The organism is Paracoccus sp. BR5-17 (assembly GCF_055693925.1).
The window spans coordinates 99,606-115,000 of record NZ_JBVFUV010000002.1; the positions used below are offsets into that span (position 1 = coordinate 99,606).

General features: G+C 64.3%; 13 protein-coding genes, 1 tRNA gene and 2 rRNA genes (1 of these 16 only partly in view). 12 read left to right on the top strand and 4 right to left on the bottom strand.

The features are described 5' to 3' along the window. The first annotated feature begins 22 nt into the window (after nt 1–22). The 6 genes from ACZ1HC_RS00605 to ACZ1HC_RS00630 all read left to right on the top strand — a co-directional run bounded on the left by ACZ1HC_RS00605 (nt 23) and on the right by ACZ1HC_RS00630 (nt 6,674). Entirely contained in the window at nt 23–268 is a 246-nt protein-coding gene (locus ACZ1HC_RS00605) for a hypothetical protein (protein WP_265508259.1), read from the top strand. Next, a complete protein-coding gene (locus tag ACZ1HC_RS00610) occupies nt 265–591 on the top strand; it encodes a hypothetical protein (RefSeq protein ID WP_472698290.1) in 327 nt (108 codons plus the stop codon). Before ACZ1HC_RS00605 ends, ACZ1HC_RS00610 begins: the two co-directional genes overlap by 4 nt. A 2-nt stretch (nt 592–593) precedes the next feature. Beyond that, the gene (locus ACZ1HC_RS00615) at nt 594–3,254 is read left to right on the top strand and encodes a PriCT-2 domain-containing protein (protein WP_472698291.1); all 2,661 of its coding nucleotides are present in this window, start codon (nt 594–596) and stop codon (nt 3,252–3,254) included. Nucleotides 3,255–3,589: 335 nt separating this feature from the next. Continuing rightward, a complete protein-coding gene (locus tag ACZ1HC_RS00620; protein WP_472698292.1) occupies nt 3,590–4,099 on the top strand; it encodes a hypothetical protein in 510 nt (169 codons plus the stop codon). After that, nucleotides 4,089–5,903, top strand: a complete 1,815-nt coding sequence (locus tag ACZ1HC_RS00625; protein WP_472698293.1) for a phage terminase large subunit family protein — start codon at nt 4,089–4,091, stop codon at nt 5,901–5,903. The genes ACZ1HC_RS00620 and ACZ1HC_RS00625 overlap by 11 nt, the downstream gene beginning before the upstream one ends. 90 nt (nt 5,904–5,993) lie before the next feature. Then, nucleotides 5,994–6,674, top strand: a complete 681-nt coding sequence (locus ACZ1HC_RS00630; protein WP_472698294.1) for a hypothetical protein — start codon at nt 5,994–5,996, stop codon at nt 6,672–6,674. Between the two features lie 66 nt (nt 6,675–6,740). On the opposite strand, the gene ACZ1HC_RS00635 is transcribed toward ACZ1HC_RS00630, so the two are convergent. Further along, nucleotides 6,741–8,558: an N-6 DNA methylase gene (locus ACZ1HC_RS00635; protein WP_472698295.1), complete on the bottom strand. Its 1,818-nt coding sequence runs from the start codon at nt 8,556–8,558 to the stop codon at nt 6,741–6,743. 144 nt (nt 8,559–8,702) lie between these two features. On the opposite strand from ACZ1HC_RS00635, the gene ACZ1HC_RS00640 reads away from it, so the two are divergent. The 6 genes from ACZ1HC_RS00640 to ACZ1HC_RS00665 all read left to right on the top strand — a co-directional run bounded on the left by ACZ1HC_RS00640 (nt 8,703) and on the right by ACZ1HC_RS00665 (nt 13,993). Next, a complete protein-coding gene (locus tag ACZ1HC_RS00640; protein WP_472698296.1) occupies nt 8,703–10,130 on the top strand; it encodes a phage portal protein in 1,428 nt (475 codons plus the stop codon). Then, nucleotides 10,123–11,934, top strand: a complete 1,812-nt coding sequence (locus ACZ1HC_RS00645; RefSeq protein WP_472698297.1) for a prohead protease/major capsid protein fusion protein — start codon at nt 10,123–10,125, stop codon at nt 11,932–11,934. Before ACZ1HC_RS00640 ends, ACZ1HC_RS00645 begins: the two co-directional genes overlap by 8 nt. A gap of 118 nt (nt 11,935–12,052) precedes the next feature. After that, on the top strand, nt 12,053–12,145 hold the full coding sequence (locus tag ACZ1HC_RS00650; RefSeq protein WP_472698298.1) for a hypothetical protein: 93 nt from the start codon (nt 12,053–12,055) through the stop codon (nt 12,143–12,145). Between the two features lies 1 nt (nt 12,146). Further along, nucleotides 12,147–12,491, top strand: coding sequence for a DUF2190 family protein (locus tag ACZ1HC_RS00655; protein ID WP_472698299.1), 345 nt, complete (start codon nt 12,147–12,149; stop codon nt 12,489–12,491). 72 nt (nt 12,492–12,563) lie between these two features. Beyond that, a complete protein-coding gene (locus ACZ1HC_RS00660; RefSeq protein WP_472698300.1) occupies nt 12,564–13,616 on the top strand; it encodes a ParA family protein in 1,053 nt (350 codons plus the stop codon). 2 nt (nt 13,617–13,618) lie between these two features. Then, complete coding sequence (locus ACZ1HC_RS00665; protein ID WP_472698301.1) at nt 13,619–13,993, top strand: hypothetical protein; 375 nt, start codon at nt 13,619–13,621, stop codon at nt 13,991–13,993. A 169-nt stretch (nt 13,994–14,162) separates the two neighbouring features. On the opposite strand, the gene ACZ1HC_RS00670 is transcribed toward ACZ1HC_RS00665, so the two are convergent. The 3 genes from ACZ1HC_RS00670 to ACZ1HC_RS00680 all read right to left on the bottom strand — a co-directional run. Next, nucleotides 14,163–14,239: transfer RNA gene (locus tag ACZ1HC_RS00670), tRNA-Met, on the bottom strand. Nucleotides 14,240–14,289: 50 nt separating this feature from the next. Next, nucleotides 14,290–14,405, bottom strand: a 5S ribosomal RNA gene (gene rrf, locus ACZ1HC_RS00675). Between the two features lie 102 nt (nt 14,406–14,507). After that, nucleotides 14,508–15,395: ribosomal RNA gene (locus ACZ1HC_RS00680) — 23S ribosomal RNA — on the bottom strand; it runs 1,946 nt beyond the window's last position.

A 15,395-nucleotide genomic window follows, 5' to 3' on the forward strand; every position in this document is an offset into this window, starting at 1 on the left:
ACCAGAAACTTCGGAGGACATCATGCAGGAGCAATTGCGGGCCGGACCCGCCACGGGAGAGGTTTGCCCGACGCTGGCCGACGATCTGCTGCGCGGCGCGGACGCCATCGCGATCTTCGTCTTCGGCGACGCGAAGGCGCGCCGGAAGGTCTACTACTATGCGGGCGAGGCCAAGGTGCGGATGCCCACCTTCCGGATGGGCAACGTGATCTGCGCACGCAAATCGCGGCTTCTCGACTGGATCGAGCAGCAGGAGGCCGCGCGATGATGGATCCGCTGTACCGGTTCCTGCCCTGGGATCACGTCTCGCTTGGCCAGCGCTTACGCCAGGCACGCGAGGCCACGATGGGCCTTCTGCTGGTTGCCCCGCCCGACAGCGAGGTCAGCCGCATTGCGCGAAAGACCGTCGCCGCGATGGACCGCCTCCGCTCCGAGATGGATTGCCATCTGCAAGTGACGAGGCCCTTGCGGCGCGATCCGAGGCGCATGACGCGGCACATCTATGGCGGGCTGACGCACATCTCCGGCTGCCTCACCAACGAAGAGGAACGGGAGAAGGACGATTTTGCAGGATGGGAGCTCGAGGAGTGACCATGGACGAGCCCATCCCCCTGACCATCGACACGAATTGCGCCGATACTGCGGATGCGACGTCAAGCGCCCCGGCCATGCCCGAGGATCCGACCGAACTGCGCCTGCGGCTGCATCGCAACGGCTATCGCCCGATCCCGGTTCTGGGTGCGCATGTCGCGATGAAGGGCGCGGGCAAGCGGCCGATGATGAAGGGCTGGGAGACGGTCTGCGCCAGCGCCGACGAAGCCGAGATCGCGCGCTGGACGAAGGCGCAGCGCAACTGCACCAATACCGGCCTGCTCTGCGGCGAGCTCGTCGGCGTCGACATCGACGTGCTGAACAGCGACCATGCCCACCGGCTGACGGGCATCGCGGCCGAGATGCTCGGCATGTCGTCTGCCTCCCGGATCGGGCGCGCGCCGAAGATCCTGCTCGCCTTCCGCACCGATGCGCCGTTCGACAAGGTGCAGACCAGCGAGTTCCACATGCTCGACGGCACGGTGGCGCGGGTCGAGGTGCTGGCGACCGGGCAGCAGTTCGTGGCTTTCGGCATCCACCCCGACACGAAGGCGCCCTATCACTGGCCCGAATGCTCGCCGCTCGACGTGCCGCTGCACGAGTTGCCGGTCGTCAGCCGGGACCGCTGCGCGGCCTTCATCGCCGCGGCCGAGGAGTACCTGCGCAAGGTGGGCGGCCAGACCACCGCCGACCGGCGCGAGATCGACCGCGATGGGCGCAAGGCCGCCGGGCTCAAGCAGAAGGAAGCCCCGTCGCGCGCGCTGATCGAGGAAGCAGTCGCCCACATCCGCAACGACGAGCTGCCCTACGACGACTGGATCAAGGTCGGGCTCGCGCTCTACGCGGCGCTCGGGCCCGATGGCCGCGGCCTGTGGGAGACCTGGTCGGCTGAGGCGTCGAAGAACGATCCCGCCTACACCGCCGAGAAATGGGACAGCTTCGCCAGCGTGCGCAGCGTGACCGTGGGCACGCTGTTCTGGCTCGCACGGCAGAACGGCTGGCGCGCGGAACGGGTGGAGCGGGTGCGAACCTCGCGCGCTCGTATTCCAGACGGCCAGGATGCCGACGATGACGACGGAGACGGCCGCCCGGTGATCCGCATCTTCGCGGGCTTCCTGCACCGGGCCGTCGACAAGGCCGAGGGCGCGCTGATGCAGGCGGGGCTCGGCTACTATCAGCGAGGCAGCATGGTGGTGCGCCCGGCGATGGTGCCGGTGGCGGTCTCGGATGGGCGCACTGTCGACGCGCCCCGGCTGGTGGACGTGAAGGCGCACCACATGGCCGAGGCCTTCACCCGCGCCGCCAACTGGAAGCGGTTCGACAAGCGCGAGGGCGAGTGGCTCAGCACCGACTGCCCGCACAGGATCGCGGAAACCTTCCTGGCGCGCGAGGGCCAGTGGCGCCTGCCGGTGCTGACCGGGATCATCAACTGCCCGACCCTGCGGCCTGAGGGCTCGATCCTAGATCTGCCCGGCTATGACGCGCAGACCGGGCTGCTGTTCGACCCGCAGGACGTGCGCTTCCCCGCCCTGCCGCGCGATCCCGACCAGGCCACGGCCCTTCGCGCGCTCGCCTTCCTCAAGGATCTGATCTCGACCTTCCCGTTCGTCACGGACGCGGACCGCTCGGTCGCGCTCTCCGGGATCCTCACCGCGCTGATCCGCCGGTCTTTGCCGACCGCGCCGCTGCATGGTTTCAACGCGCCGACGGCCGGGACGGGCAAATCCATGCTGGTCGACCTGGCAAGCCAGATCGCCACCGCCCGTCCCGCGCCGGTCATCGCACAAGGCAAGTCCGAGGAGGAGATGGAGAAGCGACTGGGCGCGGCGCTCATCGCGGGCGACGTACTGATCGCCATCGACAATTGCGAGGAACCGCTGGGCGGCGAGCTCCTGTGCCAGACCCTCACCCAGACCAGCCTCAAGGTCCGCATCCTCGGCAAGTCTGTCAACGCCGAGGTGCCGAGCAACGCCGCCGTCTTCGCCACCGGCAACAACCTGACCCTCGAGGGCGACATGACCCGCCGCGCCATCCGGGCCACGCTGGATGCCGGGGTGGAACGGCCCGAGTTGCGCGCCTTCGACCTTGATCCCCTCGCCCTCGTGGCGGCGCAGCGCGGCGACTATGTCACAGCGGGTCTTACCATCCTGCGCGCCTTCCACATCGCGGGCCGCCCATCGCAGACCGTGCCGCTCGGCTCCTTCACCGCCTGGTCGGGATGGGTGCGCGACGCGCTGATCTGGCTGGGCGAGGCCGACCCCTGCGAGACGATGGAGGATATGCGCGGCGCTGACCCGAAGCTGGAGGCGCTGACGGCGGCACTGGAGGAATGGCGATCGGTGATCGGCACCGACCGCGTCACCGTCCGCGAGATCATCGAGCGGGCCGCCGCCCAGCAGACCCAGATGTTCGGCAAGGCCGAGTTCGTGAACCCCGAGTTCCGCGAGGCCCTGCTGCGCGTCGCGGGCGAAGGCGGCGCGATCAACGGCACGCGGCTGGGCAAATGGCTATCGCAGCATCAGAACCGCATCGTCGCGGGCCACCGCATCATCGCGGCGGGCACCACCGGCAACCGGGCGCGCTGGCAGTTGGACATCGTGACCGGCGACGCCACCCCGATCCCCGATGGTTCTGATCCGTTCCGGAGGGCTGCCAATGCGTAACGATCCGTCCCGGATTGCCCGGTTAGGTTGGGTGGGTTGGGTTAGGTGCTTCCAGCCGGGAACAATGTTTGTCACCGAAACTGTCGGTGACGTGGCACAGCCACCGTGCCGACATGACGCCACGAACCACGCGTGTGACGTGACACCTACGGGGATGGGCCGGGATCACCTCACCCAACCCACCCAACCTAACCAGATGGATCGGGAACGGGCGGCAGGGCGCGGGACGGGGCGTGGAAACATCCGAACCGTTGGGAAGGCCGGGCGGTTCCTCCTGCGCCGATCCGTATGTGGGGACGCGCAGCGCATTGGCCCGCCAGCGTCGGGGGGCGGAAATGACTAAACTCGACAGCGCCGAAACCAAGACCACCTTCGCCGCCCGCGTCGGGCTGACCAAGGGCCGCATCTCGCAACTGGTCGCCGAGGGGCTGCCGGTGCGCGCGGACGGGCGGATCGACGTGGCGATTGGGCTCGCCTGGATCGAGGACAACCTCGACCCGGCGCGGCGAAACAAGGGCGGCGCCGCCAGCCCGACCCGCGCGGCGACGACGCTGGCCGAGGCCAAGCGGCTGCATGAGATCGTGAAGGTCCAGCGCGCCAAGCTCGCGTTCGAGCGCGAACAGGGCCAGCTGGTCGAGACCGCCGCCGCCACCCGCACGGTCTTCGCGCGCGCCCGTGCCGAACGCGACGCGCATCTCGCATGGGTCCAGCGCAGCGCGCCGCTGCTGGCGGCCGAGCTCAGCGCCGATCCCCGCGCCACCTTCGCCGCCCTCGACCGGATGATGCGGGAACATCTCGAACACCTGGCCGACCTGCCGCTCGGGAGTTTTGGCGATGGTGCCTGACATCGACCTCGCCTGGCGGCGCGGCATCCGCCCCGAACCGCCGATCCCGGTCTCCGACTGGGCCGACCGGCATCGCATTCTGCCGCCGACCTCGGCCGAGCCGGGGCGCTGGCGCACAGATCGCACGCCCTATCTGCGCGAGGTGATGGACGCGCTCTCGACCGCCAGCCCCTACGAGCGCGTCGTGCTGATGAAGGGCGCGCAGACAGGTGGCTCTGAGGTCGGGCTCAATTGGCTCGGCTACATCATCCAGAACGCGCCCGGCATTGCCATGCTGGTCATGCCCTCGCTCGACATGGTGCGCCGGAACACGACCGTCCGCATCGATCCGCTGATCGAGGCAACGCCTGCTCTGCGCGATCTGGTATCGGCCCCGAGGTCCCGCGACGCCGGGAACAGCCTGTTCCGAAAATCCTTCCCCGGCGGTCAGCTCGTAATGACGGGTGCAAACAGCGCCGTTGGCCTGCGGTCCACGCCCGTCCGCTACCTGTTCCTGGACGAGGTCGACGGCTATCCCGGCGATGCCGATGGCGAAGGCGATCCCGTCGATCTGGCGATCCAGCGCACCACCACCTTTCGGGGACGACGCAAGATCTACATGGTCTCGACCCCCACGCTGAAGGGCCATTCCCGCATCGAGGCCGCCTTCGAGCACAGCGACCGGCGCTTCTATCGCGTCCCCTGCCTGCATTGCGGCGACATGGCCCCGATCACTTGGGCGCGCATCCGCTGGCCTGAGGGGCGCCGCGACGCGGCCTACCTGGTCTGCGAGGCCTGCGGCGGCATCCACCACGATCACGAGAAGCCTCGCCTGCTGGCCGCGGGCGAGTGGCGCGCGACGGCCCAAGGCGACGGCCGCACTGCGGGCTTCCATCTCTCCGCGCTCTATTCCCCGTGGGAGACATGGGCCGAGATCGCCGCCGAGCATGGCCGCGTTCGCAAGGATCCGCCCCGGCTGCAGGTCTGGGTCAACACCAAGCTGGGCGAATCCTGGGAGGACCAGGCAGGCGACACCGTTCCCGCCGATCCGCTGATGGCCCGGCGCGAGGACTGGGGCGAGGCGCTGCCCGCCTCCGTCGCCGCGCTCACCGCGGGCGTCGACGTGCAGGGCGACCGGATCGAGGTGCAGATCCTCGGCTGGGGCCGAGACGAGGAGGCGTGGGTGATCGACTACCGCGTGCTCTGGGGCGACCCGTCCGGGCCGCGCCTCTGGTCCGATTTGGACATGGTGCTGCAGGCGACCTTCCCGCATCCCGCGGGGCTCGACCTGCCCGTGCGCGCGGCCGCCATCGACACCGGCGGCCACCACACCAAGATGGCCTACGAGTTCTGCCGCACCCGCCTCGCCCGTCGCATCTGGGCGATCAAGGGCCGCGGCGGGCCCGGCATCCCGGTCTGGCCGCGACGCCCGACCCGCACGAACAAGGGCAAGATCCCGCTCTTCATCGTCGGCGTGGACGCGGTGAAGGACGCCGTCTATGCCCGCCTGCGGCTGACCGAGCCCGGCCCCGGCGCGATCCACTTCCCCCGCCGCCTCGATGCCGACTACTTCCGCCAGCTGACCGCCGAACGGATCGTCACCCGCTTCGAGCGCGGACGCCCCATTCGCTCCTGGCAGCCCAAGCGCGACGGCGAGCGCAACGAGGCCCTCGACACCTTCGTCTACGCCCACGCCGCCCTGCACGGCCTGATCAGCATGGGGCTCAGGCTGAACGAGGAGGTGGAGGGGGTCGCCACAGCAAGCGAAGTCACTTCTACAGTGAGACCGGCCCCGATACGTTCACGGTGGCTGTACGGCACCTAGTGGGCCACACAACTCGCGCTGTGGGGTAGTGACGCTGAACCCCGTTGCCGATACCCTGCCCTCGAGAAACATGAGCAGTGTGGAATCGGCGTGTATCCAGACCTACCCGAAGTTGAGAAGCACTTTGAAGCCATGGGCGCAGCCTTACGGGCTGCAGGGCTACATTCAAAAACGGTATCGTCCATCAAGACTAAAGCCCTACGCACCGGCCGGAAAGTCACTGGCGAGTACGCAACCAATCGCGATTCTCGCTGGTCCCTGGATCCGGGACATCCTCAATACGGAACTGAAACTGACTGCAAAATAATCTTTGTAAAGCTCGCTGCTCAGATATTCTGCTTCGACAATGCCCCCGAGATGCCAACGGTGCTGACCCGGGTCTCCCAAGAAATCAAGGACCTTGGCCCTGACCTCAAGCATATCTGCGAAGAGCACTATCTTGGTCACCAGATCCAGTCTGGGACGTTCCGCGACAGTCTGCTACTCGAACGGTTCGACTTCAATGACCTCGTGGCGGAAGGCCTAAACCCAGTCCATGGGCACTCGAGCTTCCACATCGGACACGAAGACCCAACGTTGAAGCCGAAGCATCGCCCTGACAATGTTGGGTGGAGGACCTACCGAAGCAATCTCATCCAAGGCAACATGACGCTTCGACAATCGCGCATTTACTTTGTCAAACTTATTGGGCGCTATTTCGAACTCGGCGAGATTCATATCACTGGTGAGGCGAGCAGCGCAGCTTCCGATGTCGTGGATCCTGAAGTCTGAACGGAAAGCGTAGGATCGACAACCATCATCTTGGCCCTACGGGACAGCTCACGAGCCTCGACCCGGTCAATGATGACCCGCTCCACCATTTTTACGATCTCCCGCTGCAATTCCTGACTCTTGGGGATCGGAAGAAATATTTCTCCGAGCCGATTGCCCAGCGAGATCAATGATATCCTGGGTGAACGTCTTCGCACGAATTTGCTTTTGAACAGGATCAGATGAAAGCAACGCCAAAAGCAGGAACGGTGAAAGCCGATCATGGTCCAGAGACCTAATCTTAAGTATATGACTCTGATAAACGATCTTTTCGTCGTAAGACGTTACAATAGCACTACTGCCGATCAAATAAGTTCCGTCCCTGACCATCAAAATGTCCCCGCGCCGAACATCCTGTTGAACGCGAAGTGAATTGTAGGTCTCTTCTGAGACACAATGCTTGGGATCGATCTTGATCTCCCAATTGGACATATCAGAAGTTCGTACGAATGGAATACTGCCCGTCCCGTACGCCAACTTACCAACTTCGTTACCCGTTCGGACCTCAAGTACTCCATCTTCGATGAGATCACTGATAAGGACGAAGTCGTGCGTTTCGCCAAGCTCCGACTTGAAAACTTCTGCCGTTGGCTCGTGGTATCGAGGCGAGAGGATATTCTTCGAGATTTCCTTGGCCGGCAATCGATACGACATCTCAAGCTCTGCGCGCGCTCCCGCACGGTAGTCCTCCAAAATGCGCGGCAGATCGTCTTTCGGAATAGGGCGCCCGCGGGAATCATGGCCGCACCATTTCGCTTCAGCCATGAAAACGTGTGTCTGCTTCTTGCCCTTCTCAAAAATAAGCAAAGAAGTCTTCGTGTGCGTGCCACCCTTACCTGAGGACTTGAACAAGGCCTCGGGCATCCCCACGACAGCCTTAATGCGCGAATGCTCTCTTAGGTATTGCACAACATGGCCATAGGAGCGGCTCGCGAGCATACTCTCTGGGACGACGATACCAGCACGACCGCCGTCCTTCAGAACCGAAACGATCCTCTCAATAAATAGAACTTGGGGCGGGACCTTTGGTGCCAATTGAGACGTGCGTATGAAGTCCTGCCCTTGCTTACGCCATTTATAACCAAGCTCAAACTTGCGCTGTATTTCCTCTGAAACACTGCGGATATTCTTGCCGAAAGGGGGATTTGCCAATACAACGTCGAATTCTCCAATGATTTCCCGTTCAAGCTTGCTCTCGGGTGAACCGTTTTCAAACGACAGACTGTTTGCGCAATGGATTTCTGCCTGCGCGCCAATGATTGATGTGCGCGCGCGGGCTAGCGCAGCGAGATAATCGTCCTTTTCGACCCCCACAAGGCTCAGACCGGAAGCATGCTGCGCGGCCCAAACAAGGAAGCCACCAGCACCGCAAGCGGGGTCGATGACACGCTCTCCCGAAGAGGGGTCGAGCGCTTCAACCAGCCATCTGCCTGCGTTCTGTGGAGTGAAGAATTGCCCTTCCTGCCCCCTCACAGCTGCTCCCATGAATGTCTCATAGAGATCTCCGACTGGGTCACGATCTGATGCGAAAAGGTCAATCCGAGCTATTCGGTCATCAACAAATCGCAGTGCGACAGGGTCGAGCAGTATTTGGTCGTCGCGCTCGAAGATGCCCGGGACGCCGATGAAGTTCGATCGATAGAGCTTGGCAAGCGCGAGGTCGTCGAGTTTGGACGACCCCGTCTCTAGGCCATCGAGAAGCATCCTCTTTCGCGTGAAAAGGCACTTCATGACCTCTTCAAGCAGCGTTTGATCTCGCGTAGCTCCAAGCATGCGTCCCGCAAGAAAGTTGCGGATTTCTTGGAAGAGCCGCTTTTGATCAGCTTCCGCTGCCTGGTTCGCCATGTTTCATACCCAGTCTAGATTTCATGTTCTGTTTTTCACCATAGAGGATTCATGAACTGATTCAAGGCGTGGTTGGGCTCGAGGATATCAGGTCGAAGACAGCTATTCCCAAACATTCCCAATAGCTTGAGGGTCCGTTTTCGGGTGATTCTGTCGCCCATGCGGACCTTTCTCCATCGTCTTATCGGCCGCGCGCGCGCTCGCGGCTTCGATGCTGCGGGTGGCGGGCGGCGTTGGGAAGGCGCCCGAACGGTCGACGGGCTGAACGGGGCGATCCTCGCAGGCGCGACCACGGCAGCGCGCCGGGCTGGGTGGTATGCACGGAACAATCCGTGGGTCGCCGCGGCCGTCGACAGTCTGGTCGGCAACGTCGTCGGCGCCGGGATCAAGCCGCAGTCCACCCATCCCGACCCGGTTGTGCGCGAACGGCTGCAGGCGCTATGGCTGCGCTGGACCGGCCACGCCGCCCCGGACGGACTGGCGGATTTCTACGGGTTGCAGGCGATGGCCGTGCGCGCGATGGTCGAGAGCGGCGAGAGCTTCGCCCGCCTCCGCGTCGCCAGCGACGTCGCTGCTCTTCCCCTCCAAATCGAGCTTCTGGATCGCGAGCAGGTTCCGATGGACCTGCACCGCGAGATCGGCGGCGGGGCGCGGATCCGCGCTGGCATCGAGTTCGACTCTGCCGGTCGCCGGGTCGCCTACCGGATCTTGTCCTCCCGTTCGGGCGATCCTCTCGGGTCTCTCCGCATGGACCCGATCCGCGTCCCCGCCGCCGATTGCCTGCACCTGTTCAAGCCGCTCGCGGCGGGCCAGCTGCGCGGGATCACCTGGCTTGCGCCGGTGCTGTTGCGGCTGCACGAACTCGATCAGTTCGAGGACGCCGCGCTGGTCAAGGCTAAGGTGGCGGCGTTGTTCACCGGCTTCATTACCGATCCCGACGGCACGGCGGGCGGGCTTTCGGGCACCAACACCGGCGGCGCTCTCACCGTCGGCATGGAACCCGGCAGCCTGGTCCCGCTGCCGCCCGGCACCGACATCCGCTTCTCCAACCCTACCGAGCACGACGCCTATGCGCCCTTCGTGAAGAACCACCTGCGCGCCGTCGCCGCCGGACTCGGCCTGCCCTACGAGCTGGTCTCGGGCGACCTCGAGGGCGTCACCTATTCCTCGATCCGCGCCGGCCTGATCGAGTTCCGCCGCCGTGTCGAGCAGCTTCAGCACAACGTGGTTGTGCACCTGTTCTGCCGCCCAGTGTGGGAGCGGTTTGTGCGGCTGGCGGTGCTGACCGGCGATCTTCCGGCACGCGCCTTCGACCGGAACCCGGAGGCGTATCTCGGTTGCGAATGGCTGCCGCCAAAGTTCGACTACGTGGATCCCAAGAAGGACGTGGAGGCCGAGATCCTTGCGATCGGCGCGGGCCTCAAGAGCCGGTCCCAGGCGATCTCCGAGCGGGGCTACGACGCCGAGCAGGTGGATGCCGAGATTGCGGCCGATCAGGCGCGCGCAGATGGACTGGGGCTGATTTTCGGCCAGACCGGCGCGCCCCAGCAGAAGGAGGCTGCTGATGGCTGAGACGATGGAGCTGCTGACCCGACGCGCGACGCTCGCGCCCGCCACCGCCAATGCGGAGGCCCGCACTGTCGAGGTGGTCTGGTCCACCGGCGCGCCCGTGCGCCGCCGTGACATGGCGGGCCAGTATGTCGAGCGGCTGAGCCTCGCGCCCGAGGCGGTCGACCTGTCCCGCCTCGAAGGCGCCAGCGTTCTGGACGCGCATCGCCAGACCGCCGTCCGCGACGTGCTCGGCTCCGTCCGCAGCGCCGCTGTCGACAGCAAGTGCGGCACGGCGCTGATCCAGTTCTCGGCCCGGCCCGAGGTGGAGCCGGTCTGGCAGGACGTGCTGGCGGGGATCCTGCGGCACGTCTCGGTCGGCTACTCGGTCGAGGAGTGGGCTGAGACAACCGAGAACGGCGCGCGCGTGCTGACCGCGGTGCGCTGGACGCCCCACGAGATTTCCCTGGTGCCGACGCCCGCCGACCCCGGCGCCCATATCCGCATGGAGACTGAGATGACCGACACGACCACCACCCCGGCCCCGCCCGAGGCACGGCAGAAAGAAAGCCGCGCCGAGGCGAACGCCGAGATCCGCTCAATCGCCCGCATCGCCGGGCTGGACCAGTCATGGATCGACGGCCAGATCGACCGAGGCGCCGATCCCGACACCGCCCGCCGCGCCGCCTTCGAGGCGCTGGCGAGTCGCAGCGCGCCCGCGATCCGCACCGAACAGGTCCGCGTCGAGATGGGCGAAGCCCATGACGACCCCGCCCTGCGCGCCCGCCAGATGGGCGAGGCGCTCTATGCCCGGATCAATCCGCGCCACGAGCTTTCCGAGCCCGCCCGGCGCTACGCCTACTCGACCCCGGTCGACATGGCGAAGGAACTGCTGACGCTCCGCGGCGAGTCCACCATGGCGCTCTCGCCCGCGAGCCTCGTCACCCGCGCGCTGCACACCACCTCGGACTTCCCGATCATCCTCGGGGACACGGTGGGCCGCGTGCTGCGCGACGCCTACCAGGCCGCGCCCTCGGGCATCCGCCGCCTCGGCCGCCAGACCACGGCGCGGGACTTCCGCGCGGTGAACAAGATCATGCTGGGCGAGGCGCCGCTTCTGGAGAAGCTCAACGAGCACGGCGAGATCAAGGCCGGCACGATGGCTGAGGCACGGGAGGCCTACAAGGTCGAGACCTGGGCGCGGAAGATCGGCATCACCCGTCAGGTGCTGGTGAACGACGACCTCGGCGCGTTCTCGGACCTCGCTCGCCGCATGGGCCAGGCCGCAGCCGAGACCGAGGCGCGGATTCTCGTTACGCTCCTCGAGGCGGCCAGCGGCAACGGCCCCACCATGTCGGACGGCAAGACCCTGTTCCATGCCGACCATGGCAACAAGGCCGGCACTGGTGCGACGATCTCGGATGCGACGCTGTCGGCGGCCCGGCTGGCGCTGCGCACCCAGAAGGGCATCGAGGATCGCACCATCCGCGTGACGCCCCGCAACCTGCTGGTCCCGCCCGCGCTTGAGACCACGGCCGAGAAGTGGCTGGCGAGCATTGCGCCCGCGACAGCGGCCGACGTGAACCCGTTCTCGGGCTCGCTGTCTCTGGTGGTCGAACCGCGCCTCAGCTCGGCCACGCGCTGGTACGTCACCGCTGACCCCGGCGAGATCGACGGGCTGGAGTTCGCCTATCTCTCGGGCGCCGAGGGTCCGCAGGTCGAGAGCCGTTCGGGCTGGGACGTCGACGGCGTGGAGATCCGGGTGATCCTCGATTTCGGCGCGGGCTTCATCGACCATCGCGGCTGGTTCATGAACGCCGGGGCGTGAGCATGGCCGACCTCGCCCAGCTCACCGCCTGGCGGGACGCCCTGATGGCCGCGCGCTACCAGGAGTCCGGACTGTCGAATACGACGGCAAGCGCGTCACCTACGCGAGCGACGGCGAGATGGCCGCCGCGCTCGCGGACCTCAACCGGCAGATCGCAGGGGCGACCGACCGCGTCTCGGTCGTCCGGATCCAATCCTCGAAAGGGCTCTGAGATGAAGAACTACCTTCAGAACGGCCACATCGTCCGCGTCACGACGCCCGCAGGCGGCATCGCCTCGGGCGACGCGCTGATCGTCGGCAGCATCTTCGGCATCGCTGCCTATTCCTCGGCCGAGGGCGACCCGGTCGAGCTCTCGACCACCGGCGTGTTCCAGCTGCCGAAGGCCAGCGCCGCGGCCCCTAGCCGTCGGCGCCGCGTGGCGTGGGACAACACGGCGAAGGAAGTGACCACCCCGACGGCGGGGCGTTTCCCCATCGGCGTTGCCGTGGAGGCGGCGGGGAATGGCGTCACCAGCGTCGCCATGCCGCTGGATGGGGTGGCGACGGCGGCGGCGTGACGGAAGGATTGACAAGCGCTCCGTGAACAACGTACACACTTCCTGTTTACGTTGCTCACAGGATCACCCAAAGTGTCTGAGGATGAGGACTTCGTCGGCATCAACGAGATTGCCGACATGGCCAAGGTGACGCGGCAAGCGGTAGCCAATTGGCGAAGCCGCATGTCCGACTTCCCAAAGCCAGTCGTCGAACTCGCGTCCGGTCCTGTGTTCAAGCGCTCGCACGTCAGTGCTTGGCTCAGGAGAAGGAGGATACCAATGGCCCACGTGTTTTCAACCATCAACTTGAAAGGCGGCGTCGGAAAGACCACCACGACGGTAGCGCTTGCCGAAACGCTTTCTGGCGAACTCGGCAAAAAGGTTCTCGTCATCGACCTGGACCCTCAGACCAACGCGACCACCATGCTGATTGGTGAGGAGCGCTGGCGGGAACTGAACGACGCAGGTCACACGCTCGCTCAGCTATTCAAGGATGCGCTGGACCCCTCGAGCAAGAAGTTCGACCTCGAGAAGACTCTGCAGAAGCGCGTCTCGGATGTTTCTGCTGCGCGATCTATCGACCTGCTTCCTTCAAGCCTGGACCTGATCGACGTGCAGGATGAGTTGGTGAACACGCCGGTCGGCAAGTACGGCGCGATCAGGCCCTTCGATATCCTGTGGCGTGCCGTGAAGGACATCGTGGAGCAGTATGACGTCGTCATTGTCGACTGCCCACCGAACCTCGGCAAGATCACGCAGAACGGCCTGCGGATGTCACAGGGTTTCATCATCCCCACGATCCCAGACATCCTATCTACGTACGGCATCCCACAGATCGTCAAACGCGTGCGTGAATTTGCCGAGGAGATCGCCGAGCCAATCGAGCCCCTCGGCATCGTTATCCAGAAGTACCAAGCCAATTCGAACGTGCATGGCAACATGATCAAGCAGCTCAAGCAGAACCACAATGCCGAGCCGAGGAACTGGCCGCCCGTATTCGAGACGCGGATCCCACAAGCGAACCAGATCGCAGCCGCTGGGGAACATGCGAACTACGCCACACTCAAACAGAAGTGGGGATATCAGGGGCTACACGAGAGCTTCTCGAATTTGACCAAAGAGATATTGGCCAAGTTGGGTGCGTAAAGATGAAGCTCAAGAAGACACTCCAAGACTTGATGAAGGTGGTCATCGAGGAGGCCAACCGGAACCCGGAATTCGCCAAGGAGCTTGAAACTGCCCTCGGCCTAGAACCGAAGCCGGAGAAGGAGGAAAAGGGCCGATCCGCTCACCGGCGCGCGGCTGCCATTCTCGACCCAATTTCGCTGGCCCGAGAGGGTGAGGACGCGCTCCGGACGAAGCTTGAGCCGCTGACGCTCGACCAGCTACGGGACATTGTAGCCGAGTATGGCATGGATCCGGGCAAGCTCGTCATGAAGTGGAAAACTCCGGACCGAGTCATCGACCGGATCGTCGAATACTCCATAGCGCGGGCCAAGAAAGGCGAGGCTTTCCTTCGTTAGACGGAACGTGCAGTCAACACCTTGCTCATCCCGTGTCGCATCCGTGTCGCACGGACAAATCTGGAATCCCCGTAAGCCTTTGAAATCCCGCGGGTACATGTTGCGTTCTTTTGCAACACGGGCCCAAAAAGCAAAAAGGCGCTAAGTCTTTGACTTAGCGCCCTAAATTTGGTTGCGGGGACAGGATTTGAACCTGTGACCTTCAGGTTATGAGCCTGACGAGCTACCGGGCTGCTCTACCCCGCGGCAGGGATGTTTGGCGGGCTCGTTTCAGAGAGGGTTGCGTGTCTTTCCAGGTCTGGCGGTGACCTACTCTCCCACGTCTTGAGACGCAGTACCATCGGCGCCGCGGCACTTAACGGCCGAGTTCGGGATGGGATCGGGTGTTTTGCTCGCGGCTGTAGCCACCAGACCGGGAAAGACACGCTCAGCGTTGTCCCGCGCGCCCTTTTGGGGGTGTGCGGGATGGTGTTGTCCAAGGATGCGGGGAGGAAGGGTCTGCCTTCTTCCGGATCAAATCAAGCCTATCGAGCCATTAGTACCGGTCAGCTGAACGTGTTGCCACGCTTACACCTCCGGCCTATCGACGTGGTGGTCTTCCACGGCTCTCAAGGGAGACCTTGTTTCGAGGGGGGCTTCACGCTTAGATGCCTTCAGCGTTTATCCTGTCCGTTCATAGCTACCCTGCACTGCCGTTGGCACGACAACAGGTCCACCAGTGGAACGTTCACCCCGGTCCTCTCGTACTAGGGGCAACTCCTCTCAAGTCTCCAACACCCACGGCAGATAGGGACCGAACTGTCTCACGACGTTCTAAACCCAGCTCACGTACCTCTTTAAATGGCGAACAGCCATACCCTTGGGACCTGCTCCAGCCCCAGGATGAGATGAGCCGACATCGAGGTGCCAAACGATGCCGTCGATATGGACTCTTGGGCATCATCAGCCTGTTATCCCCAGCGTACCTTTTATCCGTTGAGCGATGGCCCTTCCACTCGGGACCACCGGATCACTATGGCCGTCTTTCGACTCTGCTCGACGTGTCAGTCTTGCAGTCAGGCTGGCTTCTGCCATTGCACTCAACGAGCGATTTCCGACCGCTCTGAGCCAACCTTCGCGCGCCTCCGTTACTGTTTGGGAGGCGACCGCCCCAGTCAAACTCCCCACCACGCAGGGTCCCGGACCCGGATGACGGGCCGCGGTTAGACATCAGAACAGCGAAGGGCGGTATCTCAAGGGCGGCTCCACGGGAACTGGCGTCCCCGCTTCAAAGCCTACCGCCTATCCTGCACATCGCAATCCTGATGCCAGTGCGAAGTTGGAGTAAAGGTGCATGGGGTCTTTCCGTCTAACCGCGGGAAGTCTGCATCTTCACAGACAGTTCAATTTCGCTGAGTCCACA

What these genes read in the sequence shown, in the direction of transcription:
- ACZ1HC_RS00605 (WP_265508259.1), top strand. Translation starts at nt 23, where the DNA reads ATGCAGGAGCAATTGCGGGCCGGACCCGCCACGGGAGAGGTTTGCCCG.
- ACZ1HC_RS00610 (WP_472698290.1), top strand. Translation starts at nt 265, where the DNA reads ATGATGGATCCGCTGTACCGGTTCCTGCCCTGGGATCACGTCTCGCTT.
- ACZ1HC_RS00615 (WP_472698291.1), top strand. Translation starts at nt 594, where the DNA reads ATGGACGAGCCCATCCCCCTGACCATCGACACGAATTGCGCCGATACT.
- ACZ1HC_RS00620 (WP_472698292.1), top strand. Translation starts at nt 3,590, where the DNA reads ATGACTAAACTCGACAGCGCCGAAACCAAGACCACCTTCGCCGCCCGC.
- ACZ1HC_RS00625 (WP_472698293.1), top strand. Translation starts at nt 4,089, where the DNA reads ATGGTGCCTGACATCGACCTCGCCTGGCGGCGCGGCATCCGCCCCGAA.
- ACZ1HC_RS00635 (WP_472698295.1), bottom strand. Translation starts at nt 8,558, where the DNA reads ATGGCGAACCAGGCAGCGGAAGCTGATCAAAAGCGGCTCTTCCAAGAA.
- ACZ1HC_RS00645 (WP_472698297.1), top strand. Translation starts at nt 10,123, where the DNA reads ATGGCTGAGACGATGGAGCTGCTGACCCGACGCGCGACGCTCGCGCCC.
- ACZ1HC_RS00650 (WP_472698298.1), top strand. Translation starts at nt 12,053, where the DNA reads ATGGCCGCCGCGCTCGCGGACCTCAACCGGCAGATCGCAGGGGCGACC.
- ACZ1HC_RS00655 (WP_472698299.1), top strand. Translation starts at nt 12,147, where the DNA reads ATGAAGAACTACCTTCAGAACGGCCACATCGTCCGCGTCACGACGCCC.
- ACZ1HC_RS00665 (WP_472698301.1), top strand. Translation starts at nt 13,619, where the DNA reads ATGAAGCTCAAGAAGACACTCCAAGACTTGATGAAGGTGGTCATCGAG.